At 69.7% G+C, this 18,849-nt stretch carries 11 protein-coding genes, 1 tRNA gene and 1 rRNA gene; 1 reads left to right on the forward strand and 12 read right to left on the reverse strand.

The annotated features are described in order from the left end of the window. Window positions 1-30: 30 nt before the first annotated feature. The 9 genes from ACH4VX_RS26620 to ACH4VX_RS26660 form a co-directional block, all read right to left on the reverse strand. Entirely contained in the window at window positions 31-501 is a 471-nt protein-coding gene (locus tag ACH4VX_RS26620; protein WP_398370703.1) for a Dps family protein, read from the reverse strand. A gap of 186 nt (window positions 502-687) precedes the next feature. Beyond that, on the reverse strand, window positions 688-1,068 hold the full coding sequence (locus tag ACH4VX_RS26625; RefSeq protein WP_398370705.1) for a helix-turn-helix domain-containing protein: 381 nt from the start codon (window positions 1,066-1,068) through the stop codon (window positions 688-690). Between the two features lie 109 nt (window positions 1,069-1,177). Continuing rightward, on the reverse strand, window positions 1,178-1,723 hold the full coding sequence (locus ACH4VX_RS26630) for a CinA family protein (protein ID WP_398370707.1): 546 nt from the start codon (window positions 1,721-1,723) through the stop codon (window positions 1,178-1,180). Next, window positions 1,720-2,598: a CDP-diacylglycerol--glycerol-3-phosphate 3-phosphatidyltransferase gene (gene pgsA, locus ACH4VX_RS26635; RefSeq protein ID WP_398370709.1), complete on the reverse strand. Its 879-nt coding sequence runs from the start codon at window positions 2,596-2,598 to the stop codon at window positions 1,720-1,722. Before pgsA ends, ACH4VX_RS26630 begins: the two co-directional genes overlap by 4 nt. Then, window positions 2,595-4,070 carry a 30S ribosomal protein S12 methylthiotransferase RimO gene (gene rimO / locus ACH4VX_RS26640; RefSeq protein WP_398370711.1) on the reverse strand — a complete coding sequence of 492 codons (1,476 nt, stop codon included), beginning with the start codon at window positions 4,068-4,070 and terminating at the stop codon, window positions 2,595-2,597. Before rimO ends, pgsA begins: the two co-directional genes overlap by 4 nt. A gap of 93 nt (window positions 4,071-4,163) precedes the next feature. Then, a complete protein-coding gene (locus tag ACH4VX_RS26645) occupies window positions 4,164-5,003 on the reverse strand; it encodes a helix-turn-helix domain-containing protein (RefSeq protein ID WP_398370713.1) in 840 nt (279 codons plus the stop codon). A gap of 252 nt (window positions 5,004-5,255) precedes the next feature. Further along, on the reverse strand, window positions 5,256-7,991 hold the full coding sequence (locus ACH4VX_RS26650) for a DNA translocase FtsK (RefSeq protein WP_398370715.1): 2,736 nt from the start codon (window positions 7,989-7,991) through the stop codon (window positions 5,256-5,258). Window positions 7,992-8,147: 156 nt separating this feature from the next. After that, window positions 8,148-8,825, reverse strand: coding sequence for a two-component system response regulator (locus ACH4VX_RS26655; RefSeq protein ID WP_085572894.1), 678 nt, complete (start codon window positions 8,823-8,825; stop codon window positions 8,148-8,150). Between the two features lie 315 nt (window positions 8,826-9,140). After that, entirely contained in the window at window positions 9,141-14,606 is a 5,466-nt protein-coding gene (locus ACH4VX_RS26660; protein WP_398370717.1) for a HAMP domain-containing protein, read from the reverse strand. A 524-nt stretch (window positions 14,607-15,130) separates the two neighbouring features. Here ACH4VX_RS26660 and ACH4VX_RS26665 point away from each other — a divergent pair. After that, window positions 15,131-17,794 carry a SpoIIE family protein phosphatase gene (locus ACH4VX_RS26665; RefSeq protein WP_398370719.1) on the forward strand — a complete coding sequence of 888 codons (2,664 nt, stop codon included), beginning with the start codon at window positions 15,131-15,133 and terminating at the stop codon, window positions 17,792-17,794. Between the two features lie 38 nt (window positions 17,795-17,832). Here the strand turns inward: ACH4VX_RS26665 and ACH4VX_RS26670 are convergent. The 3 genes from ACH4VX_RS26670 to rrf all read right to left on the reverse strand — a co-directional run. Continuing rightward, window positions 17,833-17,905: transfer RNA gene (locus ACH4VX_RS26670), tRNA-Thr, on the reverse strand. A 78-nt stretch (window positions 17,906-17,983) separates the two neighbouring features. Next, window positions 17,984-18,646 (reverse strand): DegT/DnrJ/EryC1/StrS family aminotransferase, encoded by a 663-nt coding sequence (locus ACH4VX_RS26675; RefSeq protein ID WP_398370729.1) that lies wholly within the window; start codon window positions 18,644-18,646, stop codon window positions 17,984-17,986. A 115-nt stretch (window positions 18,647-18,761) separates the two neighbouring features. Next, a 5S ribosomal RNA gene (gene rrf, locus ACH4VX_RS26680) occupies window positions 18,762-18,849 on the reverse strand; the annotation flags it as partial.

Here is an 18,849-nt window from a genome sequence, read left to right on the forward strand (position 1 = left end):
ACGAGGGCGCCACGGCCCCCCAGGGCCATGTCACCCGTTCTCGGCCTGGAACATCCAGTGCTGCTTCTCCAGGTCCGCGGTGATCGTGATCAGGATGTCCTGGCTCACCGGGTCCGGTTCGTCGGTCGCCGTGACCCGCTCCCGCATACGGGCGATCACCGCGCCCAGCGCCTCCACGAGCGCGCCCACCGCGGCCGTGTCGTCGACCCAGCCCTCGGGCGTCACCCCGATGCCGCTGCCGACGGCCACCGTCGCGGCACGCCCGTCGGGCGAGACCCCCAGGGCCGCGGCGCGCTCCGCCACGGTGTCGGAGTGCGCACGCGCCAGGGTCACGACCTCGTCGAGCTGGAGGTGAACGGAGCGGAAGCGTGGCCCGACCACGTTCCAATGGATCTGCTTGGCCACCAGGGCGAGATCCACCAGGTCGACCAGGGCGCCCTGCAGCGCCTCGGACACGGTCTTCAGGTTCGCGTCGGACAACGGGCTCTTCACGACGTACATCCGCACCTCCGTGGCTGACCCCCGTCTCGTCCCTCCACGATGACCGCCGCGCGCCGCACCGGCAAACGCACAGGGAGAAGGCACCCACGCATGCGAAAACCCCGGCAGCACCCCTCCGGATCTCCCGGAAGGGCCCCTACCGGGGCATCCCACACCTTCACACCGCGCGTGCGCGGAACACCACGCTCACGCGGCGACGACGCCCACCGCCTCGGCGGGCGCCTTGATGGTCACCCGTTCCGGTGGCACACCGGTCACCGAAACGGAACCCAGCATCGGACGAACCGGCGTGGGTACGGGCTCGCTGGGCGTCGCTGCAGCAGACTGGGCCAGTTCGGCGAGAGCGAGCTCGTCGCTCACTTCCCGCATGAGCTCGGACATCCGTACGTCCAGCGCGTCGCAGATGGCGGAGAGCAGCTCGGAGGAAGCCTCCTTCTGCCCCCGCTCCACCTCGGAGAGATAGCCGAGTGAGACTCGGGCGGACGAGGAGACTTCGCGCAGAGTACGGCCCTGGCGTTGGCGCTGCCGACGCAGCACGTCACCCAGCAGGCGACGGAGCAGAATCATCGGTGGCTCCCTCCTCGGACCGCGTAGCCGCATCCTTCTCGCCCCACCGTACCGCCTTGCGCCGCGGCCGTGCGGGGAGCGATGTCGTGTTCACTCAGGGCTGCAAACATCAAAACCCCCCGTTCCGTTCCGTATCCTGTGCCCGCTCATTCCCGGTCTGTTCGCCCGCGAGCTCCGTCAGAAGCAGTGCGAGTACGCTCCGTACACTCTCCATACGAATTTCCGCGCGGTCGCCGTTCAACCGCAGATGCTCCACTTTTCCGCCGCGGGCGGAACCCGTTCCCGTCCCGGAAGGGCCGTCCACGGCCACGAAAACCGTGCCGACGGCCTGGCCGTCCTGGGGATCCGGACCGGCGACGCCGGTGGTGGCGATGCCCCAGTCGGCACCCAGTGCCTTGCGGACGCCGGCCGCCATCTGGACCGCCACCTGCGGATCCACCGCTCCGCACTGCGCCAGCAGGGCGGCGTCCACACCGAGCAGCTCCTGCTTGAGTTCGGTGGCGTACGCCGTCACCGAACCCCGGAAGACCTTGGACGCCCCGGGAACCGAAGTGAGCTCCGCAGCCACCAGGCCACCGGTCAGCGACTCGGCGACGGCGAGCGTTCCGCCGTTCACGGTAAGTAGTCGCACCACCTCGGCGGCCTCGGAACTCACGCTTCCGTCTCCTCCAACGCCGCCGCGCGCTCGGCGATTCCCTGCCTGCGCAGCACAATGGCCTGTTTCACATAGTCGAGTCCGGTCGCCACGGTCAGCACGACCGCCGCGGCCATCACCCACCACCGCAGTGTGGCCAGCCACCCCGTCAGCGCCAGTACGTACATACCGACGGCGATGCCCTGGGTGAGGGTCTTGAGCTTGCCCCCTCGGCTGGCCGGGATCACGCCGTAGCGAATGACCAGGAAACGCAGCAGGGTGACGCCGAGTTCCCGGCCGAGGATGACTCCGGTGACCCACCACGGCAGATCGCCCAGCAAGGAGAGACAGATCAGCGCCGCTCCCATGATCGCCTTGTCGGCGATGGGGTCGGCGATCTTCCCGAAGTCGGTGACGAGGTTGTACGTGCGCGCCAGATGACCGTCGAACAGGTCGGTGATCATGGCGATGGCGAAGGCCGCCCAGGCGAACGACCGCCACGCCGGGTCGTACCCGCCCTCGGCGAGCATCAGCATGACGAACGCCGGCACCAGGAGCAGCCGGAGCATGGTCAGCAAGTTGGCGATGTTCCAGACGCTGGCCTGGTTGACGGCCGCCGCCGCGATCTTCGCACCGCGCGCGGGCTTCGTACCGTCCTCGGCGTCGACACCGTCATGGGACGCGGTGACCGGCACCGCCTCGTCGCCGTGCGTCCGGGCGCCGCCCGGGCCACGGCCGGACGCACCACGCCGGGGTCCACCGCCGGACGATCCCGGAGCCGTGCCCCGTGCCTCCCGCGCGACCGCGCGGCCGGACGCCGGCATGCCCCCGGGTGCGGCGCCCGCCGCCCTCGCGCCGGAGGGGCCTCCCGCCGCCGATGCCGGGACACCCGTCATCTGCCCGCCTCCTCACTACACGCGAGCGAACCCTGGAACAGCGGCTCGGCCACCAGGTCGACACCCTCCGTGCCGACCACCTTCGCCTCGACCATACGGCCGACGTCCAGACCCTCGCCGCTCGTGAGCAGCACCTGGCCGTCCGTCTCGGGGGCCTGGTGCTCCGCCCGGCCGTACACGCCCTCCGTCTCGTCGACGGACTCCACCAGCACGTGCACGGTCTCGCCGATCCGCTCCTCGGCGCGCTGCGAGACCAGTTCCTCGGCCAGCCGGGAGACGCGGGCCAGCCGCTCGGCGACGACCTCCTCGTCCAGCTTGCGGTCGTACGTCGCCGCTTCGGTGCCCTCCTCGTCGGAGTAGCCGAAGACGCCGATGGCGTCCAGCCGCGCGTGGTTCAGGAACCGCTCCAGTTCGGCGAGGTCGGCCGCGGACTCGCCGGGGAAGCCGACGATGAAGTTGGAGCGCACACCGGCCTGGGGCGCCTTGCCCCGGATGGTGTCGAGCAGCTCCAGGAACCGGTCGGTGTCGCCGAAACGGCGCATCGCGCGCAGCACGTCGGGCGCGGAGTGCTGGAAGGACAGGTCGAAGTACGGGACGACCTTCGGGGTGGAGGTCAGCACGTCGATCAGGCCGGGCCGCATCTCGGCCGGCTGGAGGTAGCTGACGCGCACCCGCTCGAGGCCGTCGACCTCGGCGAGCTCGGGCAGCAGGGACTCCAGCAGACGGATGTCGCCGAGGTCCTTGCCGTAGGAGGTGTTGTTCTCGGAGACCAGCATGATCTCCTTCACGCCCTGCTCGGCCAGCCAGCGCGTCTCGTTCAGCACATCGCTGGGTCGGCGCGAGATGAAGGAGCCGCGGAAGGACGGGATGGCGCAGAAGGAGCAGCGCCGGTCGCAGCCGGAGGCGAGCTTCACCGAGGCGACCGGGGAGCCGTCCAGCCGACGGCGCAGCGGCGCACGAGGGCCGGAGGCCGGGGCGAGACCGTCGGGCAGGTCCACCGGGCCGTGTCCCGGAAGGGCGACGGCTGCGGCGGAGTCCTGCCGCTCGGCCGGGCTGATCGGCAGCAGCTTGCGCCGGTCGCGCGGGGTGTGGGAGGCGTGGATGCCGCCGTTCAGGATGGTCTGGAGGCGGTCGGAGATGTCGGCGTAGTCGTCGAAACCGAGCACGCCGTCGGCCTCGGGAAGAGCCTCGGCGAGCTCCTTGCCGTACCGCTCGGCCATGCAGCCCACCGCCACGACGGCCTGGGTTCTCCCGTGTCCCTTGAGGTCGTTGGCCTCCAGGAGGGCGTCGACGGAGTCCTTCTTGGCGGCCTCGACGAAGCCACAGGTGTTGACGACGGCGACGTCCGCTTCCTCGGCGTCCTCCACGAGCTGCCAGCCGTCCGCCTCCAAACGGCCTGCGAGCTCCTCCGAGTCCACCTCGTTACGGGCGCAGCCAAGGGTGACGAGTGCGACGGTACGGCGTTCAGGCATGGGCTCAAGACTACTTCGTCCCGCTGACGCCCCACGTCGACGGGGTTGGCCGATCATGGCCGACCGCGTCGACGAAGCACCCTTTGCGCCGGATCATCCGGCCTGCGGGTCGCCCTTGGTGTAGGTCAGGCGCTCGACGGCGCCCGGCTGCCAGTCGTCCTCGATCTTCTTGCCGTTCACGAACAGGTCGATCGCGCCGGCGTCGCCGAGGACCAGATTGACCTTGGTGCTGTCCTGGAAGGTCTTGGATTCGCCCTGCTTGAGCAGTCCGTCGAACAGCTGCCGGCCGTTGTGGTCCTTGGCGAAGATCCAGCTGCGTCCGTCGACGGCGCTGACCTGGACCGTCACCTTGTCCTGCGGCGCGGCGGCGATGGCGCTGTCCGACGGCTCCGGCTCGGGCTCGGCGGGCTTCTCGGACTTGGGGGTGGGCGAGGCCGACTTGCTGGGCGTGGCGCCGTCGGCGACGTTCTCCTTGCCGCCGTCGTCACCGCCCTTGACCATCGTGAACCCGACGAAGCCGATCACGACGACGATCGCGGCGACCATGGCCGCGGTCCAGTTGGGTCCGCGCCGCTCCGGACGGATGCGTTCCGCCTCGAACAGCGGGGCGGCCGGGGTCGGGGCCGGACGGCCGCCGCCGTGCTCGGCCTCGTACTGGGCGATCAGCGGCGCCGGGTCGAGGTCCACGGCCCTGGCCAGGGTCCGGATGTGCCCGCGCGCGTAGACGTCGCCGCCGCAGGGGGCGAAGTCGTCCGCCTCGATGGCGTGCACGATGGCGATTCGGACCCGGGTGGCGGTACTGACGTCGTCGACGGTGAGCCCGGCGGCGATGCGCGCCTGCTGCAGCGCTCGACCGACGGAGACGGAAGGGCGGGCTTCCTCGGAAACGTCTTCGAACGGACGCTCGTCTTCAGGGGAGTTGCCGATGGACACGGGGGCGCCTTTCGAGCGTGTAGCCGCCTGTGCTGGAAGTTCAGTCTAGGAGGGGTACGAGAGGGTGGGGCAACCGGGCGGTAGGACTTTGTACGCCATTGGAATGGCCCGACATCCCGATGATGGGACTGCAGTTTGCTGTTTCCCTCAACTTGACGTACGCCGACGGGAAACGGTTGCCCAATGATCGCTTACGAGTGGGTCACGATCGACCACCCGGGTGCCCGGAGGCGACGACCGCCTCCCGTTCGCCTACCCTTCAGACTCCCCCCGGATCAGCGCGAGCACGCCATCCAGCTCATCAGACTTCACAAGAACGTCACGAGCCTTCGAACCCTCGCTCGGTCCGACGATGTTCCTCGACTCCATGAGGTCCATCAGCCGGCCCGCCTTGGCGAAGCCGACGCGCAGCTTGCGCTGGAGCATGGACGTCGATCCGAACTGGGTGGAGACGACCAGCTCGGCCGCCTGGCACAGCAGGTCCAGGTCGTCGCCGATGTCCTCGTCGATCTCCTTCTTCTGCTTGGTCCCGACGGTGACGTCGTCCCGGAAGACGGGCGCCATCTGGTCCTTGCAGTGCCGGACGACGGCCGCGACCTCCTTCTCGGTCACGAACGCGCCCTGCAGACGCGTCGGTTTGTTCGCGCCCATCGGCAGGAACAGCCCGTCGCCCTTGCCGATCAGCTTCTCGGCGCCGGCCTGGTCGAGGATGACCCGCGAGTCCGCGAGCGAGGACGTGGCGAACGCCAGCCGGGACGGCACGTTCGCCTTGATCAGACCGGTGACCACGTCGACGGACGGCCGCTGCGTGGCGAGCACCAGGTGGATACCGGCCGCCCGCGCGAGCTGTGTGATCCGCACGATGGAGTCCTCGACGTCGCGCGGGGCGACCATCATGAGGTCCGCCAGCTCGTCGACGATCACCAGCAGATACGGATACGGCTGGAGCTCCCGCTCGCTGCCCTCGGGCGCTGTGGCCTTGCCCTCGCGCACCGCGCGGTTGAAGTCGTCGATGTGCCGGTAGCCGTAGGCCGCGAGGTCGTCGTAGCGCAGGTCCATCTCGCGCACGACCCACTGGAGCGCCTCGGCGGCCCGCTTCGGGTTGGTGATGATCGGCGTGATCAGGTGCGGGATGCCCTCGTACGCCGTCAGCTCGACGCGCTTGGGGTCGACCAGGATCATCCGGACGTCCTCCGGGGTCGCCCGCATCATGACCGAGGTGATCAGGCAGTTGATGCAGGACGACTTTCCGGAACCGGTGGCGCCGGCGACCAGCATGTGCGGCATCTTCGCCAGCGAGTCCATGACGTAGCCGCCCTCGACGTCCTTGCCGAAGGCGACCAGCATCGGGTCGTCGTCCTCGGCGGACTCCGCGAGCCGCAGCACGTCACCGAGGTTGACCATCTCCCGGTCGGTGTTCGGGATCTCGATGCCCACCGCGGACTTGCCGGGGATCGGGCTGATGATCCGCACGTCCGGGCTGGCGACGGCGTACGCGATGTTCTTCGTCAGCGCGGTCACCCGCTCGACCTTCACGGCCGGGCCGAGTTCCACCACGTAGCGGGTGACCGTCGGGCCGCGGGTGAAGCCGGTGACGGCGGCGTCCACCTTGAACTCCGTGAAGACCTTCCGCAGCGCGTCGACCACGGCGTCGTTGGCGGCGCTGCGCACCTTGCCGGGGCCGCCGCGCTCGAGCAGGTCGAGGGCGGGCAGGGAGTAGGTGATGTCGCCGGAGAGCTGGAGCTGCTCCGCGCGGGGCGGCAGGTCGCGGGGTTCGCGGGGCGGCGCCTTCGTCATGTCCAGGACACCCGCCTGCGGCTTGTCCTGCTTCGGCTTGTCCGCCTTCGCCTTCTCCTGCTGGGGGCGGGCGGCCGGGACCGGCGTCGGTGTGGTCGGTTCGCGGTCGCCGGTGCTCACACCCTGGGTCAGGTCGGCGACGATCGGCGAGGGCGGCATCCCGTGCAGCACGGCGCCGTCCAGCGCGGCGGCCGCGGCGGCGGCCACGTCCACGGCGTCCATGGGCCGGTCCATGGAAGGCCGCGGCACCGCGGACCTGCGGGGCCGGCCCCGGCGCCGGGACAGCACCTCCTGCTCCACGCCGTCCGGGTCGTACTCCTCGGCCGCCGGCCGCCGGCCGCGGCGGCTCGCGGGCAGCGACTCGCGCCACTGCTGCTCGTAGCGCTCGTCGTCCCCGCCGAACTCCTCCGGCTCGGGTTCGCGGACGAGTCCGAGCCGCACGCCGAGCTGGCGCAGACGCTGCGGAATGGCGTTCACCGGGGTGGCGGTGACGACCAGCAGACCGAAGACGGTGAGCAGCACCAGCAGCGGCACGGCGAGGACATCGGTCATGGTCGACGACAGCGGTGTGGCCGCGCCCCAGCCGATGAGACCACCGGCGTCCCTTATGGCCTGTATGCCGTCACTGCGCGCGGGCGAGCCGCAGCCGATGTGGATCTGCCCGAGCACGCCGATGACGAGCGCGGACAGACCGATCACGATCCGTCCGTTGGCCTCCGGCTTCTCCGGATGCCGGATGAACCGTACGGCGATGACCGCGACCAGGATCGGCACCAGCAGGTCGAGCCGGCCGAAGGCTCCGGCGACCAGGATCTCCACGAGGTCGCCGACGGGACCCTTCAGGTCGGCCCAGGTGCCGGCGGCGACGATCAGGGCGACGGCGAGCAACAGCAGTGCCAGGCCGTCCTTGCGGTGCGCGGGGTCGAGGTTCTTGGCGCCCTGCCCTATGCCGCGGAAGACGGCGCCGACGGCGTGCGCGAGGCCCAGCCACAGGGCGCGTACGAGCCGGTAGACGCCGCTGGTCGGATTCGGGGCGGCCGGTGCGGGCACGGGCTTCTTCGCCGCGGCCCTCTTGGCGGGAGCCTTCTTCGCCGGGACCTTCTTGGCAGCGGCCTTCTTCGCCGGGGCCTTCGCGGAAGCGGGCGCCTTCTTCGCGGGCGGCTTCTTGGCTGCGGAGGGACGTGAGGCCATAGGTGTGAGGTTACCGGTGGAGACGGTTGGGGACACGCGTGGCGGACGCTTCACCCGTTCGTGTCGCTCTCGTCGATGCGTGACATTGACGCGCAGTTGACGCGGTCTCACGCCCACGGCGCGTCGGGGGCCCGGCCAACGCCCTTGCCCCCGGCCTCAGTTCTGCGACGGCACCGACGACGCGCTGCCGGTTCCGGGTTCCAGGGCGTCCAGCGCCCGCCGCAACCCCGTGAGCTTGCGCTCCAGATGGGCGGCCGTGGCCACCGCGGCCGCGTCGGTCGACTCGTCGTTGAGCTGCTTGGTGAGCGCCTCGGCCTGCTCCTCGACGGCCGCGAGCCGCGCCGAGAGCTCGGCGAGCAGCCCCGCCGACTCCTTGGACTCGGCCGCGTCCTTCTCGCCGCCCTCCAGCTGGAGCCGCAGCAGCGCCGCCTGCTCCCGCAGCTGGCAGTTCTTCATGTACAGCTCGACGAAGACCGAGACCTTCGCGCGCAGCACCCACGGATCGAACGGCTTGGAGATGTAGTCGACCGCACCCGCCGCGTACCCGCGGAAGGTGTGGTGCGGGCCGTGGTTGATCGCGGTGAGGAAGATGATCGGGATGTCCCGGGTCCGCTCCCGTCGCTTGATGTGCGCGGCGGTCTCGAAACCGTCCATGCCCGGCATCTGGACGTCCAGCAGAATGACCGCGAAATCATCCGTGAGCAGTGCTTTGAGTGCTTCTTCCCCGGACGATGCCCGCACCAGCGTCTGATCGAGCGCCGAGAGGATCGCCTCCAGCGCGAGCAGATTCTCCGGCCGGTCATCGACCAGGAGGATCTTGGCCTTCTGCACCATGGCCCGCCCTCCTCGCCCCGGCTTGGGGCCTCCCCTGTCCTCAGGACCTGGGGAGGCACCTGTGGGTACCGCCCCGAGGGACGACTCCCTTGCGCCGCCCGTCCTTGTGCCGGTCATCGTAGCCGCACCCCGCCCGTCGCCACACCCTGTCACCGCGATGTCACTGTGCACGTAGCAGAAACGCGGCGGGAGACCAGAAGGTTCCCCGATTCCCGTACTTCTACACGACTCCGCACACACCCCGTCGGCAACAGCACATGAACACCGAAGCCTCCCGTCACATTCGCGCCCGCTCCGGACGCCGGTCTGCCGGTCTCACTCCCCTCGCATCCACTGCTCCATCACCGACAGCAGGTGATCGGGGTCGACCGGCTTGGTCACGTAGTCGGAGGCACCCGACTCGATCGCCTTCTCGCGGTCGCCCTTCATCGCCTTCGCGGTGAGCGCGATGATCGGGAGCCCGGCGAACTGCGGCATCCGGCGGATCGCCGTGGTCGTGGCGTATCCATCCATCTCGGGCATCATGATGTCCATCAGGACGACCGCCACGTCGTCGTGCTGCTCCAGCACCTCGATACCCTCGCGGCCGTTCTCCGCGTACAGCACGGACAGGCCGTGCTGCTCCAGGACGCTGGTGAGCGCGAAGACGTTGCGGATGTCGTCGTCGACGATCAGCACCTTCTGCCCGCCGAAACGGATGCCGCGGCTCGACGGCCGGGGAGCCGGCTCCTGCTCCACCCCCGACCACTGCTCGGGCTCCGGAGCGGGCCGCCGCTCGAGCGTGATCCTGCGGCGGCGCCGGAACAGCGCGGCCGGACCGCTCTGGGCGTCCCGGTACGACTTCACCTCCGCCGGCGTCTCGGCCTCCGCCGGGGCGAGCTCGGCCGACGTCACCGGGTCACCGGCCTCGAGCGCCGGCATGGGCTGCTGGTAGCCGTGCGGCGGCAGCTCGCTCGGGTGCAGCGGCAGGTACAGCGTGAACGTCGAGCCGCGACCCGGCTCGCTCTGCGCGTGGATCTCGCCGCCGAGCAGCTGCGCGATCTCCCGCGAGATGGACAGCCCCAGCCCCGTACCGCCGTACTTGCGGCTGGTGGTGCCGTCGGCCTGCTTGAACGCCTCGAAGATCACCCACATCTTGCTCGCCGCGATGCCGATGCCCGTGTCGCTCACCGAGAACGCGATCAGATCCGCGTCCGGGTCGGTCAGCGAACCGGCCTCCAGCAACTGCTCCCGGATTTTCTGCGGGACGTCGTCCCGGGCGGGCCGGATGACCAGCTCGACCGATCCGGAGTCGGTGAACTTCACCGCGTTGGACAGCAGGTTGCGCAACACCTGCAGCAGTCGCTGCTCGTCGGTGTGCAGCGTGGCCGGCAGCTCCGGCGACACCCGTACGGACAGGTCCAGGCCCTTCTCCGCGGTCAGCGGCCGGAAGGTGGCCTCCACGTAGTCCACGAGCTGGACCAGCGCGATGCGCGTCGGGGAGACGTCCATCTTGCCCGCCTCGACCTTCGACAGGTCGAGGATGTCGTTGATGAGCTGCAGCAGGTCGGACCCGGCGCCGTGGATGGTCTCGGCGAACTCGACCTGCTTCGGGGAGAGGTTCCCCTCCGCGTTGTCGGCGAGCAACTTCGCCAGGATCAGCAGCGAGTTGAGCGGCGTACGCAGCTCGTGCGACATGTTGGCGAGGAACTCGCTCTTGTAGCGCATGGAGACCGCGAGCTGCTCGGCGCGCTCCTCCAGGACCTGCCGCGCCTCCTCGATCTCGGTGTTCTTCACCTCGATGTCGCGGTTCTGCCGGGCCAGCAGCTCGGCCTTCTCCTCCAGTTCGGCGTTGGACGCCTGGAGCGCCTTCTGCCGCTGCTCCAACTCCGCCGACCGCTCGCGCAGTTGCTCGGTCAGTTCCTGGGACTGCGAGAGCAGCCGCTCGGTCCTGGTGTTGACCGAGATGGTGTTGACACTCGTCGCGATCATCTCGGCGATCTGGTTGAGGAAGTCCTTCTGGATGTGCGTGAACGGCGTGAACGAGGCCAGCTCGATGACGCCGAGCACCTTCCCCTCGAACAGCACCGGCAGCACGATCACCTGCGCCGGCGGCGCCTCCCCGAGCCCCGAGGAGATCTTCAGATAGCCACTGGGCGCGTTCTCCACCAGGATCGTGCGCTTCTCCATGGCGGCCGTCCCGATGAGCCCCTCACCGGGCCGGAACGACGTCGGCATGGAACCCATCGAGTAACCGTACGAGCCGAGCATGCGCAGCTCGAACCGGTCGGCGTCCGCACCGTTCACGTCCTCGCCGTCGACCAGCGGCATCGTGAGAAAGAACGCGCCGTGCTGCGCGGAGACCACCGGCGTGAGCTCGCTCATGATCAGCGAGGCCACGTCCTCCAGGTCGCGGCGCCCCTGCATCAGCGCCGAGATGCGGGCGAGATTGCCCTTGAGCCAGTCCTGCTCCTTGTTGGCGATCGTGGTGTCGCGCAGGTTGGCGATCATCTTGTTGATGTAGTCCTGGAGTTCCTGGATCTCCCCGGAGGCGTCCACGTCGATCTTCAGGTTCAGGTCGCCGCGGGTCACCGCGGTCGCCACGCGCGCGATGGCACGCACCTGCCGGGTCAGGTTCCCGGCCATCTCGTTCACGGACTCGGTCAGGTCCCGCCAGGTGCCGTCGACGTCACGCACGCGTGCCTGGCCGCCCAGCTGACCCTCGGTGCCCACCTCGCGGGCCACCCGCGTGACCTCCTCGGCGAAGGAGGACAGCTGGCCCACCATCGTGTTGATGGTGGTCTTCAGCTCGAGGATCTCCCCGCGCGCGTCGATGTCGATCTTCTTCGTCAGGTCACCCTTGGCGATGGCCGTCGTCACCATGGCGATGTTGCGCACCTGACCGGTCAGGTTGGACGCCATCTGGTTCACCGACTCGGTGAGGTCCTTCCACGTACCGGCCACACCCGGCACATGCGCCTGACCGCCGAGGATGCCGTCCGTGCCCACCTCGCGGGCCACCTTGGTGACCTGTTCGGCGAACGCGCTCAGCGTCTTCACCATGGTGTTGATGGTGTCGGCGAGCTGCGCCACCTCACCACGCGCCTCGATGCTGACCTGCCGCGTCAGGTCGCCGTTGGCGACGGCGGCGGAGACCTGCGAGATGTTCCGCACCTGAGTGGTCAGATTCTTGGCCATCAGATTGACGTTGTCACTCAGGTCCTTCCAGATGCCCGTGACGCCGGGCACATTGGCCTGGCCGCCCAGAATGCCCTCGATGCCCACCTCGCGGGCCACCCGGGTCACCTGCTCGGCGAACGACGACAGCTGGTCCACCATCGTGTTGACGGTGGTGACCAGCTCGAGGATCTCGCCCTTGGCATCGACGGTGATCTTCTTCGACAGATCGCCCTTGGCGACCGCGGTGGTGACCTCGGCGATGTTGCGCACCTGGAGGGTCAGGTTGTTCGCCATGCCGTTCACGGACTGCGTGAGGTCCTTCCAGGTGCCGGAGACACCCTGCACCTCGGCCTGACCGCCGAGGATGCCCTCCGTACCCACCTCACGGGCCACCCGCGTGACCTCCTGGGCGAACGACGACAGCTGGTCCACCATCGTGTTCAGCGTGTTCTTCAGCTCCAGGATCTCCCCGCGCGCGTCCACGGTGATCTTCTGCGACAGGTCACCGCGCGCCACCGCCGTCGCCACCTGGGCGATGTTGCGCACCTGACCGGTCAGGTTGGACGCCATACCGTTCACGGAGTCCGTCAGGTCCCGCCACACACCGGCGACCCCGGGCACCTGCGCCTGACCGCCGAGGCGGCCCTCCGTGCCCACCTCGCGGGCCACGCGCGTGACCTGATCGGCGAAGCTCGACAGCTGGTCCACCATCGTGTTGACGGTGTTCTTCAGCTCCAGGATCTCCCCGCGCGCGTCGACGTCGATCTTCTGCGAGAGGTCACCGCGCGCCACGGCCGTCGTGACCTGCGCGATGTTGCGCACCTGGCCGGTCAGGTTGGACGCCATCGAGTTGACGGAGTCGGTGAGCTCCTTCCAGGTGCCCGACACGCCGTCCACGCGCGCCTGACCGCCCAGCCGGCCCTCCGTGCCCACGTCCCGGGCCATCCGCGTGACCTGATCGGCGAAGCTCGACAGCTGGTCCACCATCGTGTTGACGGTGTTCTTCAGCTGGAGCATCTCGCCGGAGACGTCCACGGTGACCTTCTGCGACAGGTCACCGTTGGCGACCGCCGTCGTCACCTGGGCGATGTTCCTCACCTGTCCGGTGAGGTTGCGGAACGCCGTGTTGACGGAGTCCGTCAGGTCCTTCCACGTCCCCGCCGCCCCCGGCACCTGCGCCTGACCGCCCAGCTCGCCCTCGACACCGATCTCGCGCGCCACGCGCGTGACCTCGGCACCGAAGGAGGACAGCTGGTCCACCATCGTGTTGACGGTGTTCTTCAGCTCCAGCATCTCGCCGGCCACGTCCACGGTGACCTTCTGCGACAGGTCACCGTTGGCGACCGCCGTCGTCACCGCCGCGATGTCCCGCACCTGAGTGGTCAGGTTCCGGAACACCGTGTTGACGGAGTCCGTCAGGTCCTTCCAGGTCCCGGCCGCCCCCGGCACATTCGCCTGGCCTCCCAGCCGCCCCTCGGCCCCGACCTCGTTGGCGACCCGCGTGACCTCGTCCGCGAAGATCCGCAGCGTCTCGGTCATCTGGTTGATCGTCTCGGCGAGCTGCGCGACCTCGCCGCGCGCCGGCACCGTCACCTTCCGCGACAGATCACCGTTGGCGACCGCGGTCGTCACCTCGGCGATCCCGCGCACCTGCGCGGTGAGGTTCCCGGCCATGGTGTTGACGGAGTCGGTGAGCTCCTTCCACACGCCGTCCACCCCGGGCACCTGCGCCTGGCCGCCCAGGGCGCCCTCGGTGCCCACCTCGCGCGCGACGCGTGTCACCTCCGAGGAGAACGCGGAGAGCTGGTCCACCATCGTGTTGACGGTGTTCTTCAGCTCGAGCATCTCTCCCTCGACATGCACGGTGACCTTGCGGGACAGATCACCGCGCGCGACGGCCGTCGTCACCAGCGCGATGTCGCGCACCTGCGCCGTCAGCCGCTCCGCCATCGTGTTGACGGAGTCCGTCAGGTCCTTCCACGAACCGGACATGCCGCGTACCTGGGCCTGACCGCCCAGCTTGCCCTCGGTCCCCACCTCGCTGGCCACGCGCGTGACCTCGTCGGTGAACGTCGACAACTGGTCGACCAGGTTGTTCACCGTCCGCGCGACCTTCAGGAACTCGCCCCGCAGCGGATGCCCCGACCCGTCCGGCGCCTGCGTCCGCAGCTCCATGCGCGGCGACAGGTCACCCTCGGCCACCGCCGACAGCACCCGGCTCACCTCGGACACGGGCCGCACCAGGTCGTCCACCAGCGCGTTCGAGTTGTCGATCGCGGTCGCCCAGGACCCCTCGGAGGCCCCCGTCTCCAGCCGCTCCGTGAGTTTTCCCTCACGCCCGACCATGCGGCGCACCCGCGCCAGCTCACCCGTCAGATGGAGATTGCGGTCGGCCACCTCGTTGAAGACCGCCGCGATCTCCGCCATCACGCCGTCACCGGACACCGTGAGCCGCTTGCGGAAGTTACCGTCCCGCATCGCCACCAGCGCCGTCATCAGCCGGTTCAGGGACGCCGTGTCCACGGTCGTGGTCCCGCCCCGCGCCCTTCCCGGCTTGCTCAGGGACTGTCCGCCTTTCGCGCGCGTCGTCTTCGTGCCCCGCGTCGCTGCGCCAGACTCCACTGTGTCCCTCCCGCAGGGGTCGACCGTTACCGCTGTTCTTGGATGCCACCACGCTCGGCGGTCCGGTTGATGCCGTTTTCCCGTACTGTCGCCCGGCCTGACCCGTGTGCCGGACCGTTTCCGGGCTGCTGCCCACCGTGGGCGGCGGGTACTCGCCCCGCCCGGACGTTTACAGGAAGCCGGCCCAGTGTTCCACCATGCCGACCTACGACCGTAACTCACAACGCCGCTCCTCGTTGAGCAGTCGGGCAGGGCTTTCCCTTCGCCGGATTCACCGGATTTGCCGGATTCCGATCCAGCGGGAAGCGGACCTTCGGTCAAGCGGAGTCACAACAGTTCGGCAGATTCTCGAATTTCGCGAAGCTCGTCAGCCGACCTGCGACGCGAGAAGCGTCGCGTCGGTGTTCAGGGGTATCTCTCCGAGGGATGCAAGGGGGATACCCCTGAACACCGATCCCCTGGCCGACTACCCTGTACCGAGCGAGCCGGGACATCGGGCATGGAGGGGCAGGGGCCGCCGACACATGGGGAGTTCTGTGATCACCGCGCGCGCGGCCGCCAGCTTCGAGCCACTCGGGCGATCGGTCGCGAGCGCCCGCTCCTTCGTCCGCGACACGCTGCAGGGCTGGGGCTTCGGCGACATCGTCGACGACGCCGTGGTCCTCACCAGCGAACTGGTCACCAACGCCGTGGTCCACGCCGGCACCTCCGCCGACCTCCTCTGTCTGCGCAGCGACGAAGGCGTACGGATCGAGGTGGCCGACCGGTATCCGGAGCGGGAGATCCCGCTCCAGGGCTCCGTCATCACCATGGGCAGCCCCGACCGCGAGGGCGGTCGCGGCCTCCAGCTGTGCGCGGCCCTGGCCGGCCACTGGGGTGTGGACTACACACCCACCCACAAGACCGTGTGGTTCCAGCTCGACCTTCCCGAGCGCCCCGTCGGTGCCCGGTCCGCCGGCCCCTCCCTGCCGGCCCACCTCCTCCCGCTCGCCGACACCCGGGTCCGGGTGGCCGTCGTCCAGATCGACCGGGTCGGCTCCATCAGCGCCTGGAACGAGGACGCGGAGGAGCTCTTCGGCTACTCCGCCGAGCAGGTCACCGGCAAGCCGCTCACCGACCTCGCGGCCTGGCCGCACACCCCGGGTACCGGCACCGGCATCGCCGACGCGCTCCTGCTCTCCCGCTGGGAGGGCAGCTACGGCATCAGGGGCGCCCACGGCCGGGTGATCCCCGTGTACGCCTCCCACCTGCGGGTCCGCGACACCGTGGGAGAACCGTCAACCGTCTGTCTGCTCGTGCGGGACCACGAACGGGCGGTTCTGCAGACGCCCCTGCGCGGCCCCGCGTCCGACAAGTCCGGCACCTCCGAGGGCCAGAGCACCGACCCCTTCGAGGTGTTCATCGGCTCCCCGGCCCCGGACGACCTCGACGGCCTGCTCCAGCGCACGGTGGAACGCGCCCGCGACATGCTCGACGGCGACTCCGCCTTCCTGCTCCTCGCGACCGACGACGAGACGGAACTGGAGGTCCGCGCCTCCACCGGCCTGCCCTCGGCCCGCCAGCGCTTCGCCCGCGTCCCCGTCGAGGCCGGCCCCGGCCGCTACGGCTCCGCCCGCATGCCGGCCGTCCACGAGGACCTCACCGCCGTCCCCGGCGCGGTCCCCCTCCTCAACAGCACCGGCATGCGCTCGGTCGTCACCGTCCCGCTGAAGGTCGAGGGCCGCCTCACCGGCTCCCTCGGCGTCGCCGCCGAGGCCCCCAACAGATACTCCAACGAGGAGGCGCTGCGCCTGCAGTTCGCGGCGGACCGCATCGCGCTCGCCGTCGAGTCGGCCCGCCTGGGCGAACTGGAGCGCCTGCGCCGCGGCTCGCTCAGCTTCCTCGTCGAGGCCTCCGACCTGCTGGCCGGCACCCTGGACCGGGACCAGACCCTGGCCCTGATGGCCCAGATGACCGTGCCGACCCTCGCCACCTGGTGCGCCGTCTACACGATCGCCGACCAGGCATCCGAGCCATACCTCTCCTACGTGCTGCACGAGGACGAGGAACTGATCGACGGCATCAAGTCCCTGCTGTCGAAGATCGCCCCGCCCGACCCGGTCCCCACGCCCGGCGCCCGCGTCTGGTCGGCCCCCGCGGAGGTCGCCCACCAGGCGGCCCTGCGCACCTCCATGCGCAGCCTCGGCCTCAGCGGCGGCCCGACCCGCCAGGTCACCACGGGCATCGGTCCGACCCTCGCGACGGCCTCCGCGGTCGGCGGCGAGACGGTGGTACTGCCCCTGGTCGCCCGCAACCGGGTCATCGGCATGCTGACGCTCGGCAAGCCGACCGACGAGCACTTCCGCCAGGAGATCCTGGAACTCGCCGAGGACCTCTCCCGACGGGCCGCCCTGGCCCTGGACAACGCCCGTCTCTACTCGGAGCGCACGGCCATCAGCCAGTCCCTCCAGCGCAGCCTCCTGCCCCCGGAACTGCCGACGATCGACGGCGTCGAGGTCGAGGTCATCTACCGCGCGGCCGGCGAGGGCAACGAGGTCGGCGGCGACTTCTACGACCTCTTCCCGATCAGCGACGGCGCGTACGGCTTCGCCATCGGCGACGTCTGCGGCACCGGCCCCAACGCGGCGGCCGTGACCGGCCTCGCCCGGCACGCGCTCCGGCTGCTGGCCCGCGAGGGCCTCAGCGGCCCGGCGGTCCTGGAGCGCCTCAACTCCGCGATCCTCGACGAGGGCGCCCGCAGCCGCTTCCTCACCCTCCTCTACGGCGAGATGCGCCCGCAGGACGACGGCAGCGCGGAACTGAAGGTGGTCTGCGCCGGCCACCCCCTCCCGCTCCGCCTGCGCCAGGACGGCACGGTCGAACCGGCGGCGGAGCCGCAGCCCCTCCTCGGCGTCATCGAGGACCTGGAGCTGTACGAGCAGACGGTCACCCTCGATCCCGGTGACGTCCTCCTCTGCGTCACCGACGGTGTCACCGAACGCCGTGAGGGCCCCCGCATGCTGGGCGACGACGGTCTCGCCGACGTCCTGACCACCTGCACCGGTCTGACGGCCGGCGCGGTCGCGGCCCGCATCATGCGCGCCGTGGAACGCTTCGCCTCCGAACCCCCGTCCGACGACATGGCGATTCTCGCCATGCGCGTACCGGGCCTGCACACGGATGAGCGGGGGCCCTCCCCCAGGGCATGAGAAAGGCCCCGCCCGAATGGGCGGGGCCTTTCTGTCCGAGCCCCCAAACGGAATCGAACCGTTGACCTTCTCCTTACCATGGAGACGCTCTACCGACTGAGCTATAGGGGCCTGTTGCCGTGTGCGGTGTTCACCGCGTGGCAACGGAATAGATCATACCCCGATCGGACCCGTGCTCCCAACCGTCACTCAGCCGGCCGGCTGGAGCAGTCCGCCCAGCGCATTGCACGCCGCCGCGATCCGCTGCATGTCCCGTTTGGTCAGTGCCGCGTCCACGGGAAGCGCGAGCGTCTCGTCGGCGGCCCGCTCGGTCTCGGGCAGGGACGCACACCGCCGGAACTCGGGCATCCGGTGCACGGGGGTCCTCACCGGCACGCGGCAGTCAACGCCCTTGCCCCATACAGCGCGTGCGAAGGCGTCCCGGTCGGGCCTGCCGTTCCCCGGCACCCGCACGACGTACTGCTGATAGGTGTGCCCGACGCCGCTCTCGGGCGTCCGCACACCCCTCAGCTTGGCGTCGAGGAACGCCGCCCGTTCCCGCCGCTGAGCCATCTCGTCGTACGGCGCCCCGGACTCCCCGTGCTCCAGCACCAACAGCCCCTGCCGGCGGCCGAGCGCGTGCAACCGTCCGACGTCGGCGGGCCTCCCGAAGCGATGTACGACAACGACGGCGGCCGTCCGCGGAGTTACGACCGCCTCCACCGCGGCCGGCTCAAGACAGTACGTCGCCGGATCTATGTCGGCGAACACCGGCAGCGCCCCTGCCATCACCACGGCTTCGGCGACTTCCACGTTCCCGAAGGCCGGTACGACGATCTCGTCGCCCACTCCGACACCGGCGGCCCTGAGCAGTGCAGCAGTACTCATGAGGTGGATGCTCGTTGCGCAATGTGAACGTCAAGTGACGCACAACAAAAAAGGGTTGGACCCCGAACCGAAGTTCGGGGTCCAACCCTTTTGAAGAATTGTTCGGCGGCGTCCTACTCTCCCACAGGGTCCCCCCTGCAGTACCATCGGCGCTGTAAGGCTTAGCTTCCGGGTTCGGAATGTAACCG

The sequence above is a fragment of the Streptomyces sp. NPDC020731 genome, from assembly GCF_044334705.1.
Taxonomy (GTDB): domain Bacteria; phylum Actinomycetota; class Actinomycetes; order Streptomycetales; family Streptomycetaceae; genus Streptomyces.